Here is a 20,815-nt window from a genome sequence, read left to right on the forward strand (position 1 = left end):
TTCCTAGTGAATTAGGAAACTTGGTTGATTTAATAGCTTTATATTTTTATAAAAATCAATTGACAGGAAATATTCCTAGTGAGTTAGGGAATTTAACTAAAGTGATTGAATTAAGGTTTTTTGATAATCAATTAACAGGAACTATACCTGTTGAGTTAAGTAAATTAACTGAACTAAAAACATTAAGTTTTAATAATAATCAATTATCAGGAGAAATACCTACAGAATTTGAAGGATTAATGAATCTTGAAAATATTTATCTTTATAGAAATAAGTTTTCAGGGAAGCTTCCAAATTTCTCAGGACTCCCAAATTTAAAACTTTTAAAAATAGAGAATAACAATTTTATTTTTGGAGATTTTGAAGATCAGTTCAATCAATATAATAGCTTAGATACATTTACTTATTCACCTCAAGATAAATTTGATGAGGAAAGTATATTAACTCATGAAGAAGGAGAAAATATCACTTTAACCTCGTTTTTTGCTTCTAATCCATCTAGTCCTAATAATAGTTATCAATGGTATAAAGATGGAAATGCTATTAGCGGAGCTACAAGTGCTAATTATATGATAACCGACGCAAAAGAAACTGACGCTGGAGATTATATTTTAAAAGTTAATAATAGTGTAGTTACAAATTTAGAGTTAGAAAGAAATAAATTAACTGTTGAGATATCTGAAAAAGCAGGAAACGAAGATTTAGTTTTTGATAAAGATGTAAGCTTATTTCCTAATCCATCTCAAGGAGCTATTAATTTAAAAATAAATAACAATTACTCTGGTAAACTTACTGTTGAAGTTTATGATTTATTAGGAAAATCTATACTTAAAAAAGAGTACGACAAAAATGGTCAGGACTTTATTCAAAGAATAAATTTTACTAATATTTCAAATGGAATTTATTTAATGAAAATTAAAAAGGATAATGGTTTTGTTAGTAGAAGGATAATACTTTCAAAATAAGGAATAGTTACTCGTTTTAAAATTAAAATAAGGCAGTCTTGTTAACAAGACTGCCTTATTTTGTTTATACTTTCAAAATAATTCGATTGATTTACCAACTAGTTTGTCGGTCGGAATTTATATTGTAAGATTAAATACAGAAGATAATATTAACAAAACTAAAAAGATAGTTATCAATTAATCCCTAATTTAAGCATAAGATGAAAAAATCTGATAAAAATATATCAAGAAAAGAAGCTTTAAAAAAGATAGGTAACTATAGTAAGTATTCAGTATTAACAGCTATCGGAACATATTTAATTTTAAATCCTCAAAAAGCTCAAGCTAGTAGCCCTGAAGCTCCAGGTGAAGGTTTTTAAAAAGAAGAAGTATTATAGGGGGATGAATTTGTTTTTTTGTGAAACTGATTAGTATTCCTACTGAGAGAATAACGGTCTCGGCTATGAGTAGTTGCGTGGTTTAGTGCTTAAACTTAGCAAGTACACACCAAGCTGAAAATCCGCGAGGATTTTCAGAAGTAAGCGAGAACAAGCAATTACTTATAGCCATTGTTGGGCATAGTTATTTTTTCTTACTTTTTTTTGTGGTCTTTTTTTTGTCTTTAATATCGTTCATTAGTTTTACAAAAGACTTTTTCTCTCTTTCAACTACGACGAACTCTTTATCGAAAATCTCTTTAAATGTATCTTTAAATTTATCAGTGTCTCTAAAATCCCTAAAAAGAGGCCATTCCTGATAACTTGAAGCATTTATGTCATCGTGTTCAGGTCCAATTTTTTTCATTAACGAAGTTGATAAGTCATAATCTTCTTTTAATACGGAAACAGCTAATTGAAATACTAGACCAACAGACCAATCTTCCGAATCAAGTATTTTATTGCTTGTTTCTTTTTCTCCTTTTAAATAAAACGACAATGCTTTATTAATAATCATCGTTTTTCGCATTTTTTCTGTACCCTTTTTAGGTAAAGTTTCTGTTGCGAATTTGAGTAAATTAATAGCTAAATCATAATAACCGTTAATAATCAAGTCAAAAGAAATATTGTTTAAATTACCATCAGCTTCATTTATTTTGGTAGGAAGGAACTTTCTCCATAATACTTGTCCTAATTTAACTCCTATTTCAAATACAGCTTGGAAACCATCATTGAAATATTCTGGGGCAACATCTAAAACATCATTAAGTTCTATGTTTTCTATTGTTTTGACATTATGCTTTTTACAATTTTCAATGTAGTTTCTTGATACCAAACCATTACAATGAACAAATAGATTTCTTCTTTCTGTTAATTCTATGAATGTTGGTAAAACAGGAAGATTAGTTGTTAAAGTAAATTCTTTTTTTGTGTGTTTAGAAATTCTTTTTTCTAGTGTTCTTAGCTGTTCATAATGGCTTTTACGTAATAGAGATTCAACATCTTTTTCTATTACATATTCTTTTAATTCATCTAAATCTTCATATTTTAGGATATCTTGAAATGTAAACTCTTTTTCTAGCAAAAAAGCAAGTTCTGGCTTAATTTGAAATAAAGAACGGCAAAGGTCTGCTAAATAGGCATCATACTGACTAACTAATGAAACCACGAAATTTCTCGGCAAAATATCATATGCTGCTCTTGAAGTTTTTGCATGTTTATCAAGCTTATTAAATTCATTAAATCTATCTAATGGTATTCTATATAATTTCTCACCATTTTCATCTTTATCCTCGTGTTCATCAATGAATTTATCAAGTTTTTTTTGATGATTTTTTAACTTATATTCTACTAATCCCATTACTAAAGGTAAAGATTCTGCAAGTGAATCAATTTCAAGTGTGAATCTATCGATAGCGTATTCAAATAACTGATAATCTTTAAGTTCAGTCTCTAGGTTTTCTTCTTTATTCATTCAGTTTTTTAATTATGCCCAACTTGTTTATATAGACACAAAATACATCGTTATATATCCAATTAGGTAGATAATCGATATAAAAGTGTGTTTTATACTTTTTTTTTAATGAGTTATAAATGTATAGATATTAGAGGTTTTATTATTGCGGAAATCCGTAATTTTAATAAGGTTTTTCCGTAATAATTTTAAAACATAAAAAAAACACATCGTTACGATGTGCTTTTTTATTTTATGTAGTAAGAAGATGTTAGACGTTACCCCAACACATATATTTTATTTCCATAAATTCACTAATACCGTATTTAGAACCTTCGCGTCCGAAACCACTTTCTTTAATTCCTCCAAAAGGTGCCACAGTGGTAGAAATAGCTGCGGTGTTAATACCTACCATTCCGTATTCTAATTCCTCGGCAACACGCCATAATTTTGCGTAGTCTTTTCCGTAGAAATAAGCTGCTAATCCGTATTCGGTATTGTTGGCTAGTTCAACAACTTCTTCTTCGGTAGAGAATTTAAAAACAGGTGCCACTGGACCAAAAATTTCTTCTCTATGAATTTTCATGCTTGTATTTACATTGGCTAATACCGTTGGTTGATAAATATTAGCAGTTCCTTTAACACCACCAAGTGCTATAGTAGCTCCATTTTCAACAGCATCTATTACTAAGTTGTTTACATCTTCAACTGCTCCTTGATTAATTAACGGACCAATAACGGTATCTTCGTTTAATCCATTACCAACAGGAAGTGCTGCAACAGCTTTTGAGAATTTTTCAATAAAGGCATCGTAAATTCCTTCTTGAACAAAAAGACGATTGGCACAAACACAAGTTTGTCCTGCATTTCTATATTTTGCTAATAAAGCACCTTCTACTGCGGCATCAATATCTGCATCGTCAAATACAATAAAGGGTGCATTTCCTCCTAATTCTAACGAAAGTTTTTTAACCGTATCGGCACTTTGTTTCATTAAGGTTTTTCCGATTGGAGTAGATCCTGTAAATGATAATTTTCTCACAATAGGACTCGAGGTCATAACACCACCAATTGCTCGTGAGTTTCTACCAGTAATTACGTTAACGACTCCTGGAGGAAATCCTGCTTGTTGTGCTAATTCCATTAAAGCTAATGCCGATAAAGGTGTGTTTGCTGCTGGTTTTATAACAACAGTACATCCTGCTGCTAGTGCCGGAGCAACTTTACGGGTGATCATTGCGTTAGGGAAATTCCATGGAGTTATGGCAGCAACCACACCAATAGGTTGTTTAATGGTTGTAATTCTTGCATTTGCCATATGTGCAGGAATGGTATCTCCGTAAGTACGTTTTGCTTCTTCTGCAAACCATTCTACAAACGAAGCTCCGTATAAAATTTCTCCTTTAGCTTCTTTTAATGGTTTTCCTTGTTCTACCGTTAAAATATATGCTAAATCATCGGCATTTTCTACAATTAAATCGTACCATTTGCGAATGATTTTTGAACGATTACCTGCAGTTTCTTTTTTCCAAAGTTTAAACGCTTCGCTAGCAATGTTAATGGCTTCTTCAGTTTCTTCGGCTCCACAATTTGCAATGTTTGCAATAACTTCGTTGTTAAAAGGATTTTCAACAGTAAACGTTGTTTGATCTTTTGAAGAAATCCACTTTCCATTTATATAAGCTTGCTCTTTAAACAAAGCTTTGTTCTTTAATTCCATGTTACATCTTTTTTATATTATCAATCACAAATTGAGGAATTGTTTTTCCTTTTCTTTTCTCAGTATCGATATGGCATGTTATTATTTCTGTTTCTGCTACTGTTTTTGAAGTTTCTAAGGACTTCATAACATGTTTCATTTTTAGAATTTTATTTTTTAACTCTACAATTTCAGATTCAACATAAATACTTTCTCCTGCTAAGACCTCGCTTTTGTACTTTATGTTTTGCTCTAATGCTGCCATACCACAATGGTTTTCTTTTAAATATTTTGGTGTTAAACCAATAAGGGTGAAAAGATTCCAAGCAGCTTCGTCGAACTTACTGGTGTAAAATTGTACGTTCATATGATTCATATGATCGCATTGCCATGGATATACAACTCCTTGATATGTTTTAATCATATAACTATTATTTACAGATACATACTGTCAATTTGCGATTCGTATTTTTTACGAATAACTCTACGTTTAGGCTTCATGGTTGGTGTTAGTTCTGTTTCGCTACCATCTGCTTTCATAAAATCCCAAGTATCTAAAATAATAATAAACTTTTTGATTTTTGCTGTATGACTCGAACCAATATTTGCTTTATCTACCGCTTCTTGATAACGTGTGATTACTTTTTGATTTTTACAAGCTTCGGAAAGGTTAGATGAATCAATTCCATTTTCATCACACCATTTTGTTAATGCTTCGGTTGCTGGTAAAATAATTGCTGAAACAAATTTCTTTTTTTCACCAACTACCATAGCTTGTTCTACCAAAAAATCTTCTTTTAAACGTCCTTCGATAGGAGCAGGAGCTACATATTTTCCTCCAGAAGTTTTTAAAAGTTCTTTTTTACGATCGGTAATTTTTAAGAATTTAGTTCCATGTTCATTGGTAATAATCTTACCAACATCGCCAGTTCTAAACCAGCGTTTACCGTTAAGTTCTACGAAGTTTTCTGCTGTTACTTCTGGTTTATTGTAATAGCCCATCATTACATGAGGTCCAGAAGTTAATATTTCTCCTTCACCGTCTCCGTAGTTGTCATCTTCTTCAATCATTACATCTACACCATCAACAAATTTTCCTACGGTACCTACTTTAGATTGATGAGATTTTGTAGAATTAATAGTAATTGTTGGTGATGTTTCGGTTAATCCGTATCCTTCTCTAATACGAATTCCTGCGGTAGAAAATGTTCTAATAATGTTAGCAGAACATGGTGCTGCACCAATTGCCATTGCACGAATATTACCGCCTAAAGCGGCTCTCCATTTACTAAATACAAATTCATCGGCTTTGGCTAAAGCAGCTTTTTCTTCTTCAGAATATTCTTTGTCGAATTCAAAATTTTCAGCTAAACTTAATGCCCAAAAGAAAGCTTCTTTGGCTTGACCTTCTAAGGCTAAACCTTTATTATAAATACTTTCGTATACTTTTTCTAATAAACGAGGTACGGTTGTAAAATAGGCTGGTTTAACGGCTAAGATATCACCATCTGGTCCTGCTAAATTTTGAGTTCCTGCTTGGTAAATAGAACAACCTTGATAAATATAACTGTAGGTAACGTTACGTTCAAAAACATGACATACTGGTAAGAAACTTAATACAGTATCTCCTTTTTGGGTTTCTAAATCATCTACCATACTGGTAACATTACTTGCAATATTCCAATGAGATAACATTACTCCTTTTGGGTTTCCTGTGGTTCCTGAAGTATAGATTAAAGTAGCTAATTCCTCTTTTTTAATACTGCTTTTTAATTCTTCTACTTTAGGTTGTAATGTGGTGTCAATTTCGAATAGTTCTTCCCAAAAAGGTACATCTTCTCTTTGGTCAAAAGAGTATACTTTTTTAAGTGTAGGAACTTCTTTTTGTGCTTCTAAAACTTTACTTACTAAGTCTAATTTTCCTGCAAAAACATATGATACTCCTGCATCGTTAAAAATATATTTGTAATCTTTCGGACTAATAGTAGGATATACAGGAACATTAATAGCTCCTATTTGTGAAATAGCAATATCTGCAATAACCCATTCGGCTCTATTTTGATATACAACCATGGCTATTTTATCACCTTTTTGTACTCCTATTTTTAACAAACCTCTACTAAGTGCATTGGCTTTGTCTATAATTTCTTGGGTACTGAACGAAATCCAATCGTTACCATTTTTATAGGTAACCGATTTTTCCATTGGATGGTGTTCTTGTTGATAATATATAAAGTCGAATAATCTTTCTGGTTTCATTGTTAGCTTGTTTTACTGTTAGTTAGTGTGAGTGTTTTAAACACGGTTTTTTCTGTAAGAATCTTTAATGTAGATTTTTCCATCTTTAAAGTGGAATAAATCATTTCCATTAACTTCTACTTTTTTTCCGTCTTCTAAAGTTCCTGTAAAATACCATTGTGAAGCACCACGATTTCCATCAACAAAATGGATGTCGTTGTTCCATTGTGCATCTGGAAAAACTTTAAAAATGCCTAAAAAACTTTCTCTTACTGCTTGTTGACCTTCGAAACGAGTACCAAATTCAAATGCTCCTGAAGAAGCATCGTATATACAATCGTCGGTCATACAATCCATTAATGTATCTATGTCGTGATTGTTAAAAGCTTGTGCAAACTTTTTTAACAAATCTATTTTTTCTTGATGTGTCATATTTTTTACTTTTCTACTTTTTGGGGCATTAATAAATCTTCTAACTTATTTTTAATACTATCGGGTATTAGTACTGTTTTTCTAATTTCTTTGTTTAAAAAAGCATAGGTTATTACTGCTGTTCCCGATAATTCTTTGGTGTCTCCATTGTATAACTCATGAGTTATTTGTACTACTTTTCTAGCCAAAGAACTAATGTGAGATTCTATATAAATGGTGTCGTCTTCGAATAGTTCTTTGTAATATTTTATTTGTTGTTCTAAAATAATAATGCCTAAGTTATTTTCTTTAGCATATAGGCGGGTATAGCCTACATCTGTAAACATATTCATAGCGGCAAGTTCATATTTGTTAATGTAATGCATTACATTCATATGCCCATTTGTGTCGCTTTGGTTAATGCTAACAGCTCCTTTGTATGCTAATGTTTTTTTGGTCATTTTAATATGGTAGGTCTACTTTTTAAGTAAGAATCTTTAATTAAAATTTTATCGTTTTTAAAAGTGAAAACATCTACACCTCTCACTTCTATTTTTTTATCTTGATTAATAGACGCTTCAAAGGTCCATTCAGAATAAGCTTTGTTCTCATAAACAATACACACAGGGTTTTTCCATTGTGCATCTTTAAAATTGTTTATTACATTTTGAAAAGCTTTTTTTACATCTTCATAACCTTTGTGTTTTTTCCCGGTAACTTCAGTTCCTCGAGCTTCCAAAAACACACAGTCTGTATGCATGTACGACATTATTTTATCCATGTCGTGTTTGTTCCATGCATCCATAAAATCTAAAACCACAAATTCTTTTGTCATTTTAAATTAGAATTTAGGATATACAATAGGTTCAGATCGTAAATTTTCATACATTTTAGAGAGCTGTAAAACTCCTAAATCGTCAAATCTATTACCAACAATTTGCAAACCAATTGGTAACCCTTTTTTGGTAAATCCACAATTGATAGATGCTGCTGGTTGTTCAGTTAAGTTGAATAGAAATGTATAGCACCAAGGGTCAAATAACCTTGTTTCGTCTGGCGCTGCTTTTTCTGCTTCAAATGAAGGAATTGGAGTAGAGGGTAATAATACAAAGTCGTAACCATGAATTAATTGCATAGCACGTTCTCGTAGTTTTTGTATGATGTTAAAAGCATCGTATAAATCCGTTGCTTTCATATCTACACCATCTCGTGTCCAATTATAAATAGTGTTAGATTTTGATAAATCCTCAGTAGGTAATTTTTGAAACTCTGTTAAGGTCCTTATTTTATAAAAAGCTTCTGCAGCTTCGTATTCGTCTTTTTTAAACGGAGGAGTATCTAAAATATCAACATTTAAACCTTCGTATTTTAAATCTTTAACAGCATCTCTTATATGTAAATCTACCTCTAAATCTAAGGTAGGTCCAAATCCTAAGCTTGGTATAAACAGTGCTTTTTTATTCAACAAGTCTAAAGGTTTTAATTCTTTATGATATTGAATATTATCAAAAGGTAACGCAGTATAATCTCGTTTATCTGGTTGCGCTAAAACGGTCAGCATCAACGCAGCATCGTCTACAGTTCTGGTCATAGGACCTGCAACTAACGATGGACTATTTGGAAAATAATACGGTACACGACCTTGGCTTGGTTTTAATCCGTATAAACCACAAAACGAGGCAGGTAAACGAATAGAGCCTACAATATCGGTTCCTATGGATATTGGACCAATACCCGCTGCAACTGTAGCTGCTGCACCCGAAGACGATGCACCTGTGTTGTGAGCTAAATTCCACGGATTTCTAGTTACTCCGTGTTTTGAGCTTACGCCAGCGCCTAAAATTCCGTAGTCACACATGGTATTTTTACCAAGGATAATGGCACCGTGTTCTTTTAATCTTGCTACCGTAGAATGATCGGTAGTTGCAATTTCAGCTTCATTAGCTGCCGAACCTCTGTACATTGGCATTCCTATAGTACCTAAAGCATCTTTTACTGTAGTAGGAATTCCGTCTAATAATCCGATTGGATTTCCTTCTTTCCATCTTTTCTCAGATGCTAAGGCTTCCTTTAATGCGTTTTCTGCAACAACATAATACACAGCATTAATTTTCGGATTAACTTCTTCAATACGTGCCAACATGAATTTAGTAACTTCTACAGGAGAAAGTTCTTGTCTTCGATAGGCTTCTAGTAGTTGAAGCGCGGTCATGTAAGCAATATTGTTGTACATATTAAATGTCAGTTAGTGTTTTATAACCTTTGCCTCCATAGATTAAAGGTTGTTGCTCGTTGTGTTGAATATCTTCAATAGTTCCAATAAAAATGGTATGTGTATTAGTATCCACAGTTTGGGCTACTGTACAAGAAAAAGCGGTATTCGCTTCCTTTAAAATGGGTGTTTCAATAGAGCTTTCGCTCCAATTACCACTTTCAAATTTTTCTTCTGGATGGTTTACAGAACTTGCAAATCTGTTTGAAATATGAACTTGTTCTTTGTTTAAAAGATTTACCGAAAACTTACCACTATTGGCAATTAAATCGTGTGTTCCTGCACTTTTGTTTACACAAACTAATAATGATGGCGGATCGTTCGAAACCGAACTTACAGCAGTAGCTGTAAGTCCTGATCGAACTCCACTATGACGAGCAGTGATTATCGTTACGGTAGCAGCTAATTGCTGCATTCCTTTTTTAAATTCGTCTTGAGTAATTGGCATCTTATCCGTTTACTTTTTTAATTACACCCTCAGAGAACGCTTCTAAAGCTCCACGCTCAATATCGTCTCCAAAGAAACCAACGTGATGCCATACGAAGAACTCATCGATGTTATATTTTTCGGCGAGCATCATTACCTGATCTAGTGTTTCTTGATGTCCACCATTCCAAACACGTCCCATTGGCACATGGTAAGGAGGTGCATTGTAAGCATAGTTAAATGTTTCTGTAAACATTTGCTTGTACTTCTTTCTATCAGCTTCTGTATGCCCTGTTAATAAGTGAGCTCCTAAAGCAAGAATATCGTTATTGGTAGTATGTGTTAATCCGTTTTCGTGAGCTGCTTGTAAACAGTTATCTAGAATAACTGGCATAAACTCTTCTTTATCGGCAGTAACAAACGATACCATTTTAGCTCCTTCACCAGCCCAAAATTTAGCGGTTGCCATAGAGTATGAAAATGGTGCATATACTTTTGGATAAGGTTGCTGTAATGGGCGAGGAGTAATTCCTCCTTTTTGTAATATTCCTCTTGAGTCTACAGTTCCTTCGGGGCTCCAATCTTTTGTAGGATTAAATTCCCATGGCACTTTTGCTGGGAACTTCCAAAACTCACCATCGTGTTCTGTTAAATCATCAGTCCATAACGATTTTACTAACTTCCAGTTTTCATATAAAGCACGTCTGTTACGTTGATCTGCTTCAGATTTATCAGATTCTGCTGAAGTAATATCTAAGTGTTGCCCCATAGCAGCTGTCCAACGAGCAGTATTTCCTCTAGAGAAACCTGCGAAAGCACGTCCACCAGTCATATGATCTAACATGGCAATGTCTTCTGCGACTTGAATTGGGTTTTTAGCCGTTAGGTTCATACCTAACTGACCTACTTTAAAGTTTTTAGTGTGTTGTGCAACGTATAAGTTCCATAATAATGGATTGGTAGTTGCTTCAACTCCTTCAACTTGCATGTGGTGTTCTGTTAAACAGAAACCATCGTATCCTAATTCTTCAGCATATACCATCTGATCTTTCATCTTTTCCATCATTACTTGGAAACGATGTGGATCTCTACCTGCTAATTGCGTGTTTTCTCCGTATTCACGCATAAAAGGAATGGCTAATATTTTAAATTTCATCGTGTTGTTTTTTATAATTGATAACCTCACAACATAGGCTGTGAGGTTATTGTATTAGTTTAATAATTCGTAGATACCTGCGATACCTTGACCACCACCTACACAGGCGGTTACCATACCGTATTTAGCTCCTCTACGACGCATTTCGTTGAATAACTGAACCGATAATTTTGCTCCTGTACAACCTAATGGGTGTCCTAAAGCAATGGCTCCACCATTTACGTTTACGATATCTGGATTGATGCCTAATTCTCTAACTACAGCTAATGCTTGTGATGCGAAAGCTTCGTTTAATTCGATTAGGTCAATATCTTCTAACTTTAAATTCGCATTTTTTAATGCTTTCGGAATCGCAGCAATAGGTCCGATTCCCATGTATAACGGATCAACACCTGCAACGGCACAAGTAATTAAACGTGCAATAGGTTTTAAGTTTAATTTTTCAACTAACTCGCCGCTTACTACTAATACAAATGCTGCTCCGTCTGAAGTTTGTGATGAATTTCCTGCAGTTACAGAACCTCCTGCTTTAAATACTGGACGTAATTTTGATAATACTTGCGGATTTGTTCCTGGACGAACTCCTTCATCAGTATCTACTACAAAGTTTTTCTTTACACGCTTTCCGTCTACATAATGTGTTTCTTCAACATCAATAGGAACAATTTCATCTTTGAATTTTCCGTCGGCAATGGCTTGTGCTGCTAACTTGTGAGAACGTGTTGCAAACTCATCCATATCCTCACGAGAAATATTGTATTTTTCTGCTACAGCTTCCGCAGTATTTCCCATTCCAACATAATAATTTGGAGTTGTAGATGCTACGTTATAACTTGGTGCGTATTTGTTACCTAACATTGGTAGCATACTCATACTTTCTGCACCACCAGCAATATAACAATGTCCGTGACCAGCTTTAATTTTAGTTGTAGCAATATCGATAGCTTCTAAACCTGAAGCGCAAAAACGATTTACGGTTACTCCCGGAACAACTTTTCCCATAGACATCATTGAGACTTGACGACCAATTTGAAAAGCTTGTTCTGCTTCTGGTACTGAACATCCTACAATTACATCATCAACCATTTCCGGAGTAATTTCTGGCACTTCTGCCATCATGTGTTTTACCACTTTTGCTCCTAATTCATCTGAACGGTGAAATTTGAATCCACCTCTATGCGATTTTCCAACCGCTGTTCTATATCCTTTTATTATATATGCTTCCATTTGTTAGTTTCTTAAAGGTTTACCAGTTTTTAACATGTGTTTAATACGCTCGAATGTTTTTGGCTCTGTAGCTAAACTCACAAAACCTTCTAATTCTAACTCTAATAAGTATTTTTCTGAAACTTCTTGAGCACCAGATAAATCTCCACCACATAAAATCCAAGCAATTTTCTTTGCTACTAAAGCATCGTGCTCAGAAAAATAGTTTCCTAATTGATAGGTATTAATAAATGTGTAGATTGCCGCTAAACCACCTTGACCCATTACAGAAATACGTTCTCTTAATACTGGAGCAACGTAGTTGTATGATAAGGCTAATACTTTTTGTTTTGCAGCTTCGATTGTTGATTCTGGTCTACCCACAACCATATCTTGATTCTTTACGATATACCCCATGTTTTGCGCATCGAAAGCCGAACCTGCAACTTTAGACATTGCTAATTGATTGAACTTCGCAATTAACTTAGGTACTTTTACATCTTCAAAGAAGAATCCGTCTGATAATTGAACTGCCATTTCTTTGGTTCCACCACCACCAGGTAATAGACCTACACTTGCTTCTGGTAAACCAATATATGATTCGTAAGCAGCAACAGCAGCATCTGAATGCATCATAATTTCTGCTCCTCCACCTAAGGCATAACCTTTAACAGCTGCTACAACAGGTACTTTTGCTAAACGAATAGCTGAGGTCATTTTTTGGAAAGTTCCGCAAGCTAATTCAATAGCTTTGAAATCTTTTTTCTCAATACTTTCTGCAACACCTACTAAGTTGGCACCTACAGAGAATGATTTTGTATTGTTACCAATTACAATTCCTTTCCAACCATTTTCTTCTGCGATACGGATAGCTTCTAAAATTCCAGCAGTAACTTCTACAGAGATAGCGTTAGCTTTAGAAATGAATTCTAAACATAAAACACCATCACCAATGTCGTGTAATTTAACACCTTCATTTTGATATACCGGAGCTTTGTCGGCACCTAAAGAAGCAAAGGCACTACGTCCTTCAACTTTTTGATAGTTTTTATCTTCTGAATTGAAGTAGTCTGCACCGTTGTTATTGTAGAATGTTTTTCCGCTTGAAATTAAATCAGCTGCCCAAGAAGCTACTTCTTTACCTTCTGCTTTGGCTAATGCTAATCCTTTTTCTCCACCGATTAAATCCCAGTATTCAAAAGGGCCAACTTCCCAAGCATATCCTGCTTTCATAGCATCATCAATACTGTAAATATTGTCTGATACTTCTGGAATTCTGTTTGAAATATATGCGAAGAATTCACCGAAATAGCGACGTGCAAATTCTCCTCCTTTATCGTCGGCAGCTAATAAGCTTGCTAAACGGTCTTTTAAGCTTCCTTTAGTAGCTAAACTAGCAATAGTAACCTCTTTTACTGGAGCATATTCTTGCGTTTTTAAGTTGAACGCTAATAATTGCTTTTTACCTTCTGGAGTTACCGTTTTTTGGTAATATCCTTTTTTGGTTTTATCTCCTAATGCTTTGTTTTCTAACAACCACTTAATATAGTCTTGGCGCTCTCTGTTTGCAAACTCTACGATTAACTCGTCTTTTGGACAAGCTTCTACCATAAAATCCATCACTTTTTCGTTTACGTCAATACCAATTAAATCTTGTAAGCGGTAGAATCCTGTTTTTGGACGACCGATAGGTTTTCCTAAAATAGCATCTACTTCTTCGATTGTAAGATCTAATTCCTCAGTAAGTTTTTCAATGATGATTCCTGAAGCAACGCTAAATCTGTTTGCTATAAATGCTGGTGTATCTTTACATAGAACAGTTACTTTACCTAATGTTTTTCTTCCGTAAACCATTAAGTCAGAAACTAAACTAGCACTGGTTTCATCAGTAGGAATTACTTCTAATAAATCCATATGACGTACTGGATTGAAGAAATGTAATCCTAAGAAATTCTTTCTAAAATCATCGCTACGTCCTTCTTTCATTAATGAAATAGGAATACTTGATGTGTTTGAAGCTACAATACTTCCTTCTTTACGGTACTTATCTACTTTTTCAAAAACTTGCTTTTTAATAGCTAAGTTTTCAATAACAACTTCAATAATAATATCGCTATTGGCAATTTTTTCAAAATCGTCTTCAAAATTTCCAACCGCAATTCTTGCAGCAAAATCTTTGCTATAGAAAGGATTCATTCTCGATTTTGTTGCTGCTTTTAAAGCACCAGCAGCAAAAGAATTACGAGCTGATTTTTTCGATTTTTGTTTCTCGTCTAAATTTGGTGGAACGATATCTAATAATAGTACTTCACAACCAATATTGGCGAACTGAGCAGCAATACCCATTCCCATGGTTCCTGAACCTAAAACAGTTACGTTTTTTATTTGTTTCATCTGTTAATGTCTAAAATCTGTATTATAATTTGATCTTAAAGAATTAATTCTTTATCTCCTGTTTTAATGGTTAACATATCGGTATCCATTAAAGTTGTTGCACAAGAATCTATACGAGGCATTTCGTATTTGTAGAAATAACGCATAGTTAATAATTTACCTTCGTAGAATTCTTGAGAACGTTTTGTACTACCACTTTCTAATGCTTTTTTAGCAGCAGTTCCCATTTTTAACCATTGCCATCCTATTACGATGTTACTAAATAGTTCCATCATATAGTTAGCATCTGCTAAGAAGGTTTCAAAATCACCTTTTGCAGCGTTAGGGAATAAGTGACCTAATACTTTTTGTAATGTTTCTAATGATTTGCCTAAAGTAGCAGCGTGTGGTTTTAAATCTTCAAATTGATTTGCAGCTTCGATATCTTTAGCTACAATTCCGTTGAAAAGTTTTAATGCTTTTCCTTTATTCATGGTCATTTTACGACCTAATAAATCTTGAGATTGGATTCCTGTAGTTCCTTCGTATAAAGACATAATTCTAATATCTCTATAGTATTGTTGTAATGGGAAATCCATGGTGAAACCATAACCTCCTAATACTTGTAATCCGTTGCTTACAGACATTTGTCCTTGCTCTGCAGGATATGTTTTTACAATTGGAGTTAACAATTCCATTAATAATTCGGCATCTTCTTTAGCTTCTCCTTCAGATAAATGCTCAAGGTCAAAGAAACGAGAGCACTCTAGAATTAATGCGAATGAACCTTCAGTTATTGCTCTTTGTAATAATAACATTCTACGAACATCTGCGTGGTTCATAATTGAAATCTGCTCTGTAGTAGCGTCTTTAGCTCCAGATTTATTTAATTTTCTACCTTGGTTACGCTCATTTGCATATTGTAATGATGCTTGGTAAGATGCTGAACAAATTGCTGCTCCCATAACTCCAGTACCAATACGAGCACCGTTCATCATTTGGAACATGTAGTTTAATCCTTTTCCTGGTTCACCAACTAACCATCCTTTACAATTGTCTTTTCCTCCGAAACCTAAGTGAACAGTAGCAAAACCTTGTTGTCCTACTTTTTCGAATTCAGCAATAGATTGTACATCATTTGGTTCTAAAGAACCATCAGCAGTAATTCTATTTTTTGGAACTACGAATAATGAAATTCCTCTTGTACCTGCTGGTGCTCCTTCAATACGTGCTAGCGTTAAGTGCACGATATTGTCAGTAAATTGCATATCTCCACCAGAGATAAATATTTTTTGCCCGTCGATATTATAGCTTCCGTCACCATTATCTTTTGCTGATGTTGTGATGTCTGATAATGAACTTCCTGCTTGTGGCTCTGTTAAACACATAGACCCCATCCATTCTCCAGAAATCATTTTTTGAGCATACTTTTCGTTTAATTCTTCGTTACCAAAAGAAGTAATTAATTTAGCAGCCCCACCAGTTAATAATGCATAACCTGGTGCACTGTTATTGGCTGCGTTCATAATTAAATCGATAGTTCTGTATACAATCATTGGCATTTGAATACCATTCTTGTCGTAATCGAACATTGCACCGAACCAACCTAATTCTGCTAAACCTTTGTTGATTCCTTCAATTTTAGGATGCACATAAATTTGTCCATCTTTAAAATATACCGGTTCGCTATCCATTTCTGTTGCACAAGGAAAGAGTTCACGATCTGCAAATTCCTTAAAAGCATCTAACATCATATTGATGTTTTCTATATCGTAATCTTGGTATTTTTCATTTGAAATAATAGGACTTATATCTAACGTTTCTTCTAAAATAAAGCGTAAGTCGTCCAAGTCAATGTATTTTTGAGCATACATATCTGCCATGATAAAATGTATTTTTGAATTATTTTATTTCTTGATTATTAGTGTTTTAGTATTGAAATTCTCTCATTACTATTCTTTCTTTGTGAAGATGTCTATTACCTTCAACAAAATCTTTGATTATTTGTTGATATTGTCTGCACTGAGCTTCGGTAACTTCTGCAGATGCACCTACTGAAAACATTTTAGATTGCAATGCTTTTTGTTGTTGTTCGCAAGCATAATTGTCTTCTAAAACAAAATCATAAGACTCCATTGGGTCGCCATCTTTTAGTTTTTGAAGTTGTAAAAAACCAAAATATGAACGGATAAATTTTGGAATATTCTTAATAGTTTCTGAAGTGGACATTGGTTGTACTTTAGTTCGCAAAACCACTTTACATTTGTTTGGAGCTAATGGAATAATATGAAAGGTAGACCAGTTCGTTTGACTTTCTGCTAAACCGATGTTTGGGAAAATCATAGGTACATATACCAAAGTACTATCAACTCCTTTTATTTTAGAAATGGGTTGATTGTTAATTCTTTTTTCATAATCTTTTTCATGCACTGGTTCTACAAATGTATAATGAGGTCCGGCATAACCAAAACTAGCTTTATCGTGGTTAAACATGAAAAGTGTTTTACTGTGTAAGTGATTTAGATGGTATACATCCATGTAGTTTTCAGCAACTAATTTCCAGTTTGCATGAATAACGTGTTCTTGTTTAAAAGCTGTTAATTCTTGTAGTTCTTCTGGTTTGTGATAGGGACTAATATAATTTTCAAATCCACATAAAAATTCATGTAAAGGTTCTGCTTTAGGATCAGGATGAACAAATACCATTCCTCGCCAAGTTTCAACTTGAGCTTTATGCAAACAGAATTTCTTTTTATCTAGATTAGGAAATTGTTTTTCTTCGTCTGGAACTGATTGTAACTCACCTTGTAAACTATAAGTCCAAGCATGATAAGGGCAGGTTATTGCTGTTTTAGCTTTACCGGCAGAACGTAATAATTGTGTTCCTTTATGACGACAAATGTTATGAAAAGCACGTAAGCGTTGGTCTTTTCCTTTTACAACCATAATGTTTTGACTACCACATTGAACGGTAACAAAATCTCCTGGGTTAGCTACGTCTTCTATAAGACCAGCAAATTGCCATGTGTTACCAAAAATATGTTCCATTTCTAAATTGTACCATTCTTGAGAAGTATATGCTTCTACTGGTAAAACAGGCATTAGTTTTTGTTCTTCGGTAGTGGTTTTCATGGTAAAAATATTAGTCTCTTCAAATTTATTTTAAACCCTAGTTTTTTCTTTTGACATAGGTCAAAAACTAAGGTTATGCACCCAGGTATTCAGGAAAAAAAGGACGTAAAATAAATACCATACTAAATAAGAACCATAGTACATTGGTTAGCCAAAATTCTAAAGGCTCATTTTCTTTAGTTGCAATTGATAAGAATTGTGTAGAACCACTATTTACAGCTTGAAAAACCCAAGATAAAAACAATAATCCCCAACCAATACTAAACCATTTGTTGGTTTCTGGGTAAATAAAAGGAATGAAGAAACTAGCAAACCCAACAATAATAGCTATTAAATTAATTTTTTTCATGTGTATAATTTATTTGTTATAACAACAAAGGCTGAAATTAAATTCAACCTTTGTTGTTGTGTTTTTTTTATTGAAAAATGTTGTTTATTTTTAATCGAACTCCAGCAATTAAAGGAAGACCTCTAGATACGTATGGAAACTCAGCTCCAGCTCCTAAAGCGCCATTTGCTCTAGCCACTGTTAAGTATTCTTTGTCTAAAATGTTATTTGCAAATACTGAAACATTAAATCTTCCGTTTGCCAAACCGTTAAAACCAATGCTACCATTTAATAAACCGTAAGCCTCTCCCTTTAAGTTAGGGTCATTTCTTTGATGGAAGAATTGATCACCTTGATGGTAATAATCTGCTTGTACAAAGAACGATGTAGTTTGGTTGCTAAAATATTTTTCGTAGGCTAAAAATGCATTGAAAGTTAATTCTGGAGTATAAGCTAATCTGTTACCGCTATAATCAATATTATTAACAATAGCAGGACCGCCCGTTGGAGGGAAGATAGTTTCAACAGTTGTAAAATCTTTAAATTTAGCATCTACGTATGAAAGACTACCACCAATTGTTAATTCTTGAAGGATGTTATATGCAGTTTCGATTTCGATACCTTTTGATGTTGATTTACTAGCGTTTATAATAGCTGTTCTAGGTCCACTAATATCTTCAACTTGTAAGTTGTTATAATCGTAATAATAAGCAGAAACATTTATAAATCCTCTTCCTTCTGGGAAGTTGTATTTAGTTCCTATTTCAAAAGCATTATTAGTTTCTGGTTTTACTTCTTCTAAAATATAGTATCCGAATCCACCAGGTTTGTAACCTCTAGAATATCCTCCAAATACCATTAAATCTTTAGTGAATTTGTAGGCTACATTAAGTCTTGGTTGAAAAGCTACCCAAGTTTGTTCAGTGTTATTGTCAGCAGCACCTAATCTTTCACCAAAAGTTAAAAAGTTAAAAGGTGTGTTAGTTGGAGGGTTAAAAGCACCGTTGTTTTGATGATATTGACCAGTACCTAATTTAGCAAAATAGCGTAATTTTTTCTTGTCGTAAGAAACTCTAAAACCTGCCGTTACGTCAATTTTTTCTGTAGCATGCCATGTAGCATCGGCAAAAACAGATGAACTGAAAATTTTTGAAGTATGTAAAGTGTTTTCTTTCCAATCATTTGATGTCCACCCATTTAAAATGTTTGCAGAAAAACCACCTCCTAAAGGCACTGGACCTAATGAATATGAGATGAATTTATCGAATTGAGCATCATTACCAAATAAATTATTTTGTTGGTCTGATGTTTGGTAGAATACATTCACAGCAGCTAACCAATCTAATTTATCATTAGAACCTTTTAAACGGATTTCTTGGTTATAAGTTTCGAATTCATCGATAGATTCTATTGATGTAAAGTCAAATGCGGTTTGATCGATATCAGTAATAAAAGTTAATTTATTATTGTTGTATGCAGAAATAGATTCTAAAGAAAGGTTTTCTGATAAAAATCCTACTAATTTTAAGGTAGCTGTTGTGTTTTGTGAATTATCTGCCGACGGTGCGCTAATTTTTGTTTTTCTTCTAAATTTATCGGTGTTAGGAGCTATAACGCTAATGCCATCTGGAGCAAATGAAAAGGTGGAAAATTGCCCGTTTGCAATGTTTAAAGCTGTAATTTGAGTTTTCATAATATCATTATCAGCAATAGATACGAATGGTGCACCACCTCTGTCAGAATCTGTATGTGTAACTTTTAAATCTGCTGAGAAAAATTCAGAAACATAATTTAAACCTAACCTGTTAGCTTTTAGGTCTACTTTTCCTAATTGAGTAATAGAGTTGTCTTTTATGTTAGTTGCTTCAATAAGTCCGTTTCTTGTTTGTTTTCTACCAGAAAATCTAAAAGTAAATTTATCAGATAATGGGAGATTTATCATATAGTCTGCAGTAAACTGTCCTTCGTTTCCAAAAGTAAAAGCTAATTTGGCATCTTCGTAAAATTTTGCGCTATTGGTGTTAATGCTAATAGCACCTGCAGAGGTGTTACGACCAAATAATGTTCCTTGAGGTCCTTTTAAAACTTCAATTCGTTCGATATCAAAAAATTCATTTCCGCCAGCAGTAAGTCTTCCTGAGAAAAAACCATCAGTAAAAATACCCACACTATTTTCGATTGAATTATGGAAAATGTTAGAGCTTATACCTCTAATGTTGTATACTACTGCTCCTGGTGTAATACCTCCTGTAAGACCAGGAATTTCGTTCATTATACCTTCTACGTTGTTAATATTTGGTTTAGCTTCAACTCTAGAGGCGTCGAAAACACTAACGGCAATAGGTACTTCTTGTAATTTTTGTTCACGTAATTGTGAGGTAACTACTACTTCATTTAATGTGTTTCCGTATTCTAATGCAACAACAATTTCTTCGTTAGCATTTGTAACTGTTAATTCTTTTGAGTTATAACCAACAAATGTTACGTTTAAAGTTAGTGGTAATGGATGTTTAGTTGAAAAGGTGAAGTTTCCATCAAAATCGGTTGTAGACCCTGAATAACTTCCTTTTACCATTACGCTTGCTCCAGGAAGAGGTTCGTTAGTGGTTTTGTCTAATACCTTCCCTTTTAAGGTTGTTTGAGCAAGTAAAGAAAAACTACTTAAAAAAGTAAGTAAGAACAAGGTTTTTCTTAAAGATAGGAAATTGTGTTTCATTACGTTTAAGGTTTATAGTTATT

Annotated in this window: 19 protein-coding genes; 3 read left to right on the plus strand and 16 right to left on the minus strand. The window is 33.6% G+C overall.

The annotated features are described in order from the left end of the window. From WH52_RS10945 to WH52_RS14985, 3 genes are all read left to right on the plus strand, one after another. Positions 1-965 (plus strand): T9SS type A sorting domain-containing protein (locus WH52_RS10945; protein WP_143592145.1); only part of this gene is annotated, 965 nt, incomplete at its 5' end. An 85-nt stretch (positions 966-1,050) separates the two neighbouring features. Next, the gene (locus WH52_RS15100) at positions 1,051-1,146 is read left to right on the plus strand and encodes a T9SS type A sorting domain-containing protein (RefSeq protein ID WP_143592154.1); all 96 of its coding nucleotides are present in this window, start codon (positions 1,051-1,053) and stop codon (positions 1,144-1,146) included. A 19-nt stretch (positions 1,147-1,165) separates the two neighbouring features. Then, entirely contained in the window at positions 1,166-1,324 is a 159-nt protein-coding gene (locus WH52_RS14985; protein ID WP_198938435.1) for a hypothetical protein, read from the plus strand. Between the two features lie 202 nt (positions 1,325-1,526). Here the strand turns inward: WH52_RS14985 and WH52_RS10950 are convergent, their stop codons facing one another. The 16 genes from WH52_RS10950 to WH52_RS11025 all read right to left on the minus strand — a co-directional run bounded on the left by WH52_RS10950 (position 1,527) and on the right by WH52_RS11025 (position 20,792). After that, the gene (locus tag WH52_RS10950) at positions 1,527-2,855 is read right to left on the minus strand and encodes a hypothetical protein (RefSeq protein ID WP_086030995.1); all 1,329 of its coding nucleotides are present in this window, start codon (positions 2,853-2,855) and stop codon (positions 1,527-1,529) included. Positions 2,856-3,105: 250 nt separating this feature from the next. Next, positions 3,106-4,554: an NAD-dependent succinate-semialdehyde dehydrogenase gene (locus WH52_RS10955; protein ID WP_086030996.1), complete on the minus strand. Its 1,449-nt coding sequence runs from the start codon at positions 4,552-4,554 to the stop codon at positions 3,106-3,108. Between the two features lies 1 nt (position 4,555). Next, entirely contained in the window at positions 4,556-4,957 is a 402-nt protein-coding gene (locus tag WH52_RS10960) for an acyl-CoA thioesterase (RefSeq protein ID WP_086030997.1), read from the minus strand. An 11-nt stretch (positions 4,958-4,968) separates the two neighbouring features. Further along, a complete protein-coding gene (locus WH52_RS10965) occupies positions 4,969-6,792 on the minus strand; it encodes an AMP-dependent synthetase/ligase (RefSeq protein ID WP_086030998.1) in 1,824 nt (607 codons plus the stop codon). 36 nt (positions 6,793-6,828) lie between these two features. Next, the gene (locus tag WH52_RS10970) at positions 6,829-7,203 is read right to left on the minus strand and encodes a nuclear transport factor 2 family protein (protein ID WP_086030999.1); all 375 of its coding nucleotides are present in this window, start codon (positions 7,201-7,203) and stop codon (positions 6,829-6,831) included. 5 nt (positions 7,204-7,208) lie between these two features. Continuing rightward, positions 7,209-7,643, minus strand: coding sequence for an acyl-CoA thioesterase (locus tag WH52_RS10975; RefSeq protein ID WP_086031000.1), 435 nt, complete (start codon positions 7,641-7,643; stop codon positions 7,209-7,211). Beyond that, positions 7,640-8,017 carry a nuclear transport factor 2 family protein gene (locus tag WH52_RS10980; protein WP_086031001.1) on the minus strand — a complete coding sequence of 126 codons (378 nt, stop codon included), beginning with the start codon at positions 8,015-8,017 and terminating at the stop codon, positions 7,640-7,642. The genes WH52_RS10975 and WH52_RS10980 overlap by 4 nt, the downstream gene beginning before the upstream one ends. A 6-nt stretch (positions 8,018-8,023) precedes the next feature. Further along, positions 8,024-9,415, minus strand: coding sequence for an amidase (locus WH52_RS10985; RefSeq protein ID WP_086031002.1), 1,392 nt, complete (start codon positions 9,413-9,415; stop codon positions 8,024-8,026). Between the two features lies 1 nt (position 9,416). Beyond that, a complete protein-coding gene (locus WH52_RS10990) occupies positions 9,417-9,902 on the minus strand; it encodes a flavin reductase family protein (RefSeq protein WP_086031003.1) in 486 nt (161 codons plus the stop codon). A gap of 1 nt (position 9,903) precedes the next feature. Beyond that, the gene (locus WH52_RS10995; protein WP_086031004.1) at positions 9,904-11,037 is read right to left on the minus strand and encodes an LLM class flavin-dependent oxidoreductase; all 1,134 of its coding nucleotides are present in this window, start codon (positions 11,035-11,037) and stop codon (positions 9,904-9,906) included. 54 nt (positions 11,038-11,091) lie between these two features. Beyond that, complete coding sequence (locus WH52_RS11000; RefSeq protein WP_086031005.1) at positions 11,092-12,264, minus strand: thiolase family protein; 1,173 nt, start codon at positions 12,262-12,264, stop codon at positions 11,092-11,094. 3 nt (positions 12,265-12,267) lie between these two features. Next, positions 12,268-14,637, minus strand: a complete 2,370-nt coding sequence (locus tag WH52_RS11005) for a 3-hydroxyacyl-CoA dehydrogenase/enoyl-CoA hydratase family protein (RefSeq protein ID WP_086031006.1) — start codon at positions 14,635-14,637, stop codon at positions 12,268-12,270. A gap of 35 nt (positions 14,638-14,672) precedes the next feature. Next, positions 14,673-16,499: an acyl-CoA dehydrogenase gene (locus tag WH52_RS11010; protein WP_233131557.1), complete on the minus strand. Its 1,827-nt coding sequence runs from the start codon at positions 16,497-16,499 to the stop codon at positions 14,673-14,675. Positions 16,500-16,545: 46 nt separating this feature from the next. Then, positions 16,546-17,748 (minus strand): aromatic ring-hydroxylating oxygenase subunit alpha, encoded by a 1,203-nt coding sequence (locus tag WH52_RS11015; protein WP_198938436.1) that lies wholly within the window; start codon positions 17,746-17,748, stop codon positions 16,546-16,548. Between the two features lie 73 nt (positions 17,749-17,821). Further along, positions 17,822-18,097 (minus strand): hypothetical protein, encoded by a 276-nt coding sequence (locus WH52_RS11020; RefSeq protein WP_086031007.1) that lies wholly within the window; start codon positions 18,095-18,097, stop codon positions 17,822-17,824. Between the two features lie 67 nt (positions 18,098-18,164). Further along, positions 18,165-20,792 carry a TonB-dependent receptor gene (locus tag WH52_RS11025; protein ID WP_086031008.1) on the minus strand — a complete coding sequence of 876 codons (2,628 nt, stop codon included), beginning with the start codon at positions 20,790-20,792 and terminating at the stop codon, positions 18,165-18,167. Positions 20,793-20,815 lie beyond the last annotated feature (23 nt).

It is taken from the genome of Tenacibaculum holothuriorum (assembly GCF_002120225.1).
Lineage (GTDB): Bacteria > Bacteroidota > Bacteroidia > Flavobacteriales > Flavobacteriaceae > Polaribacter > Polaribacter holothuriorum.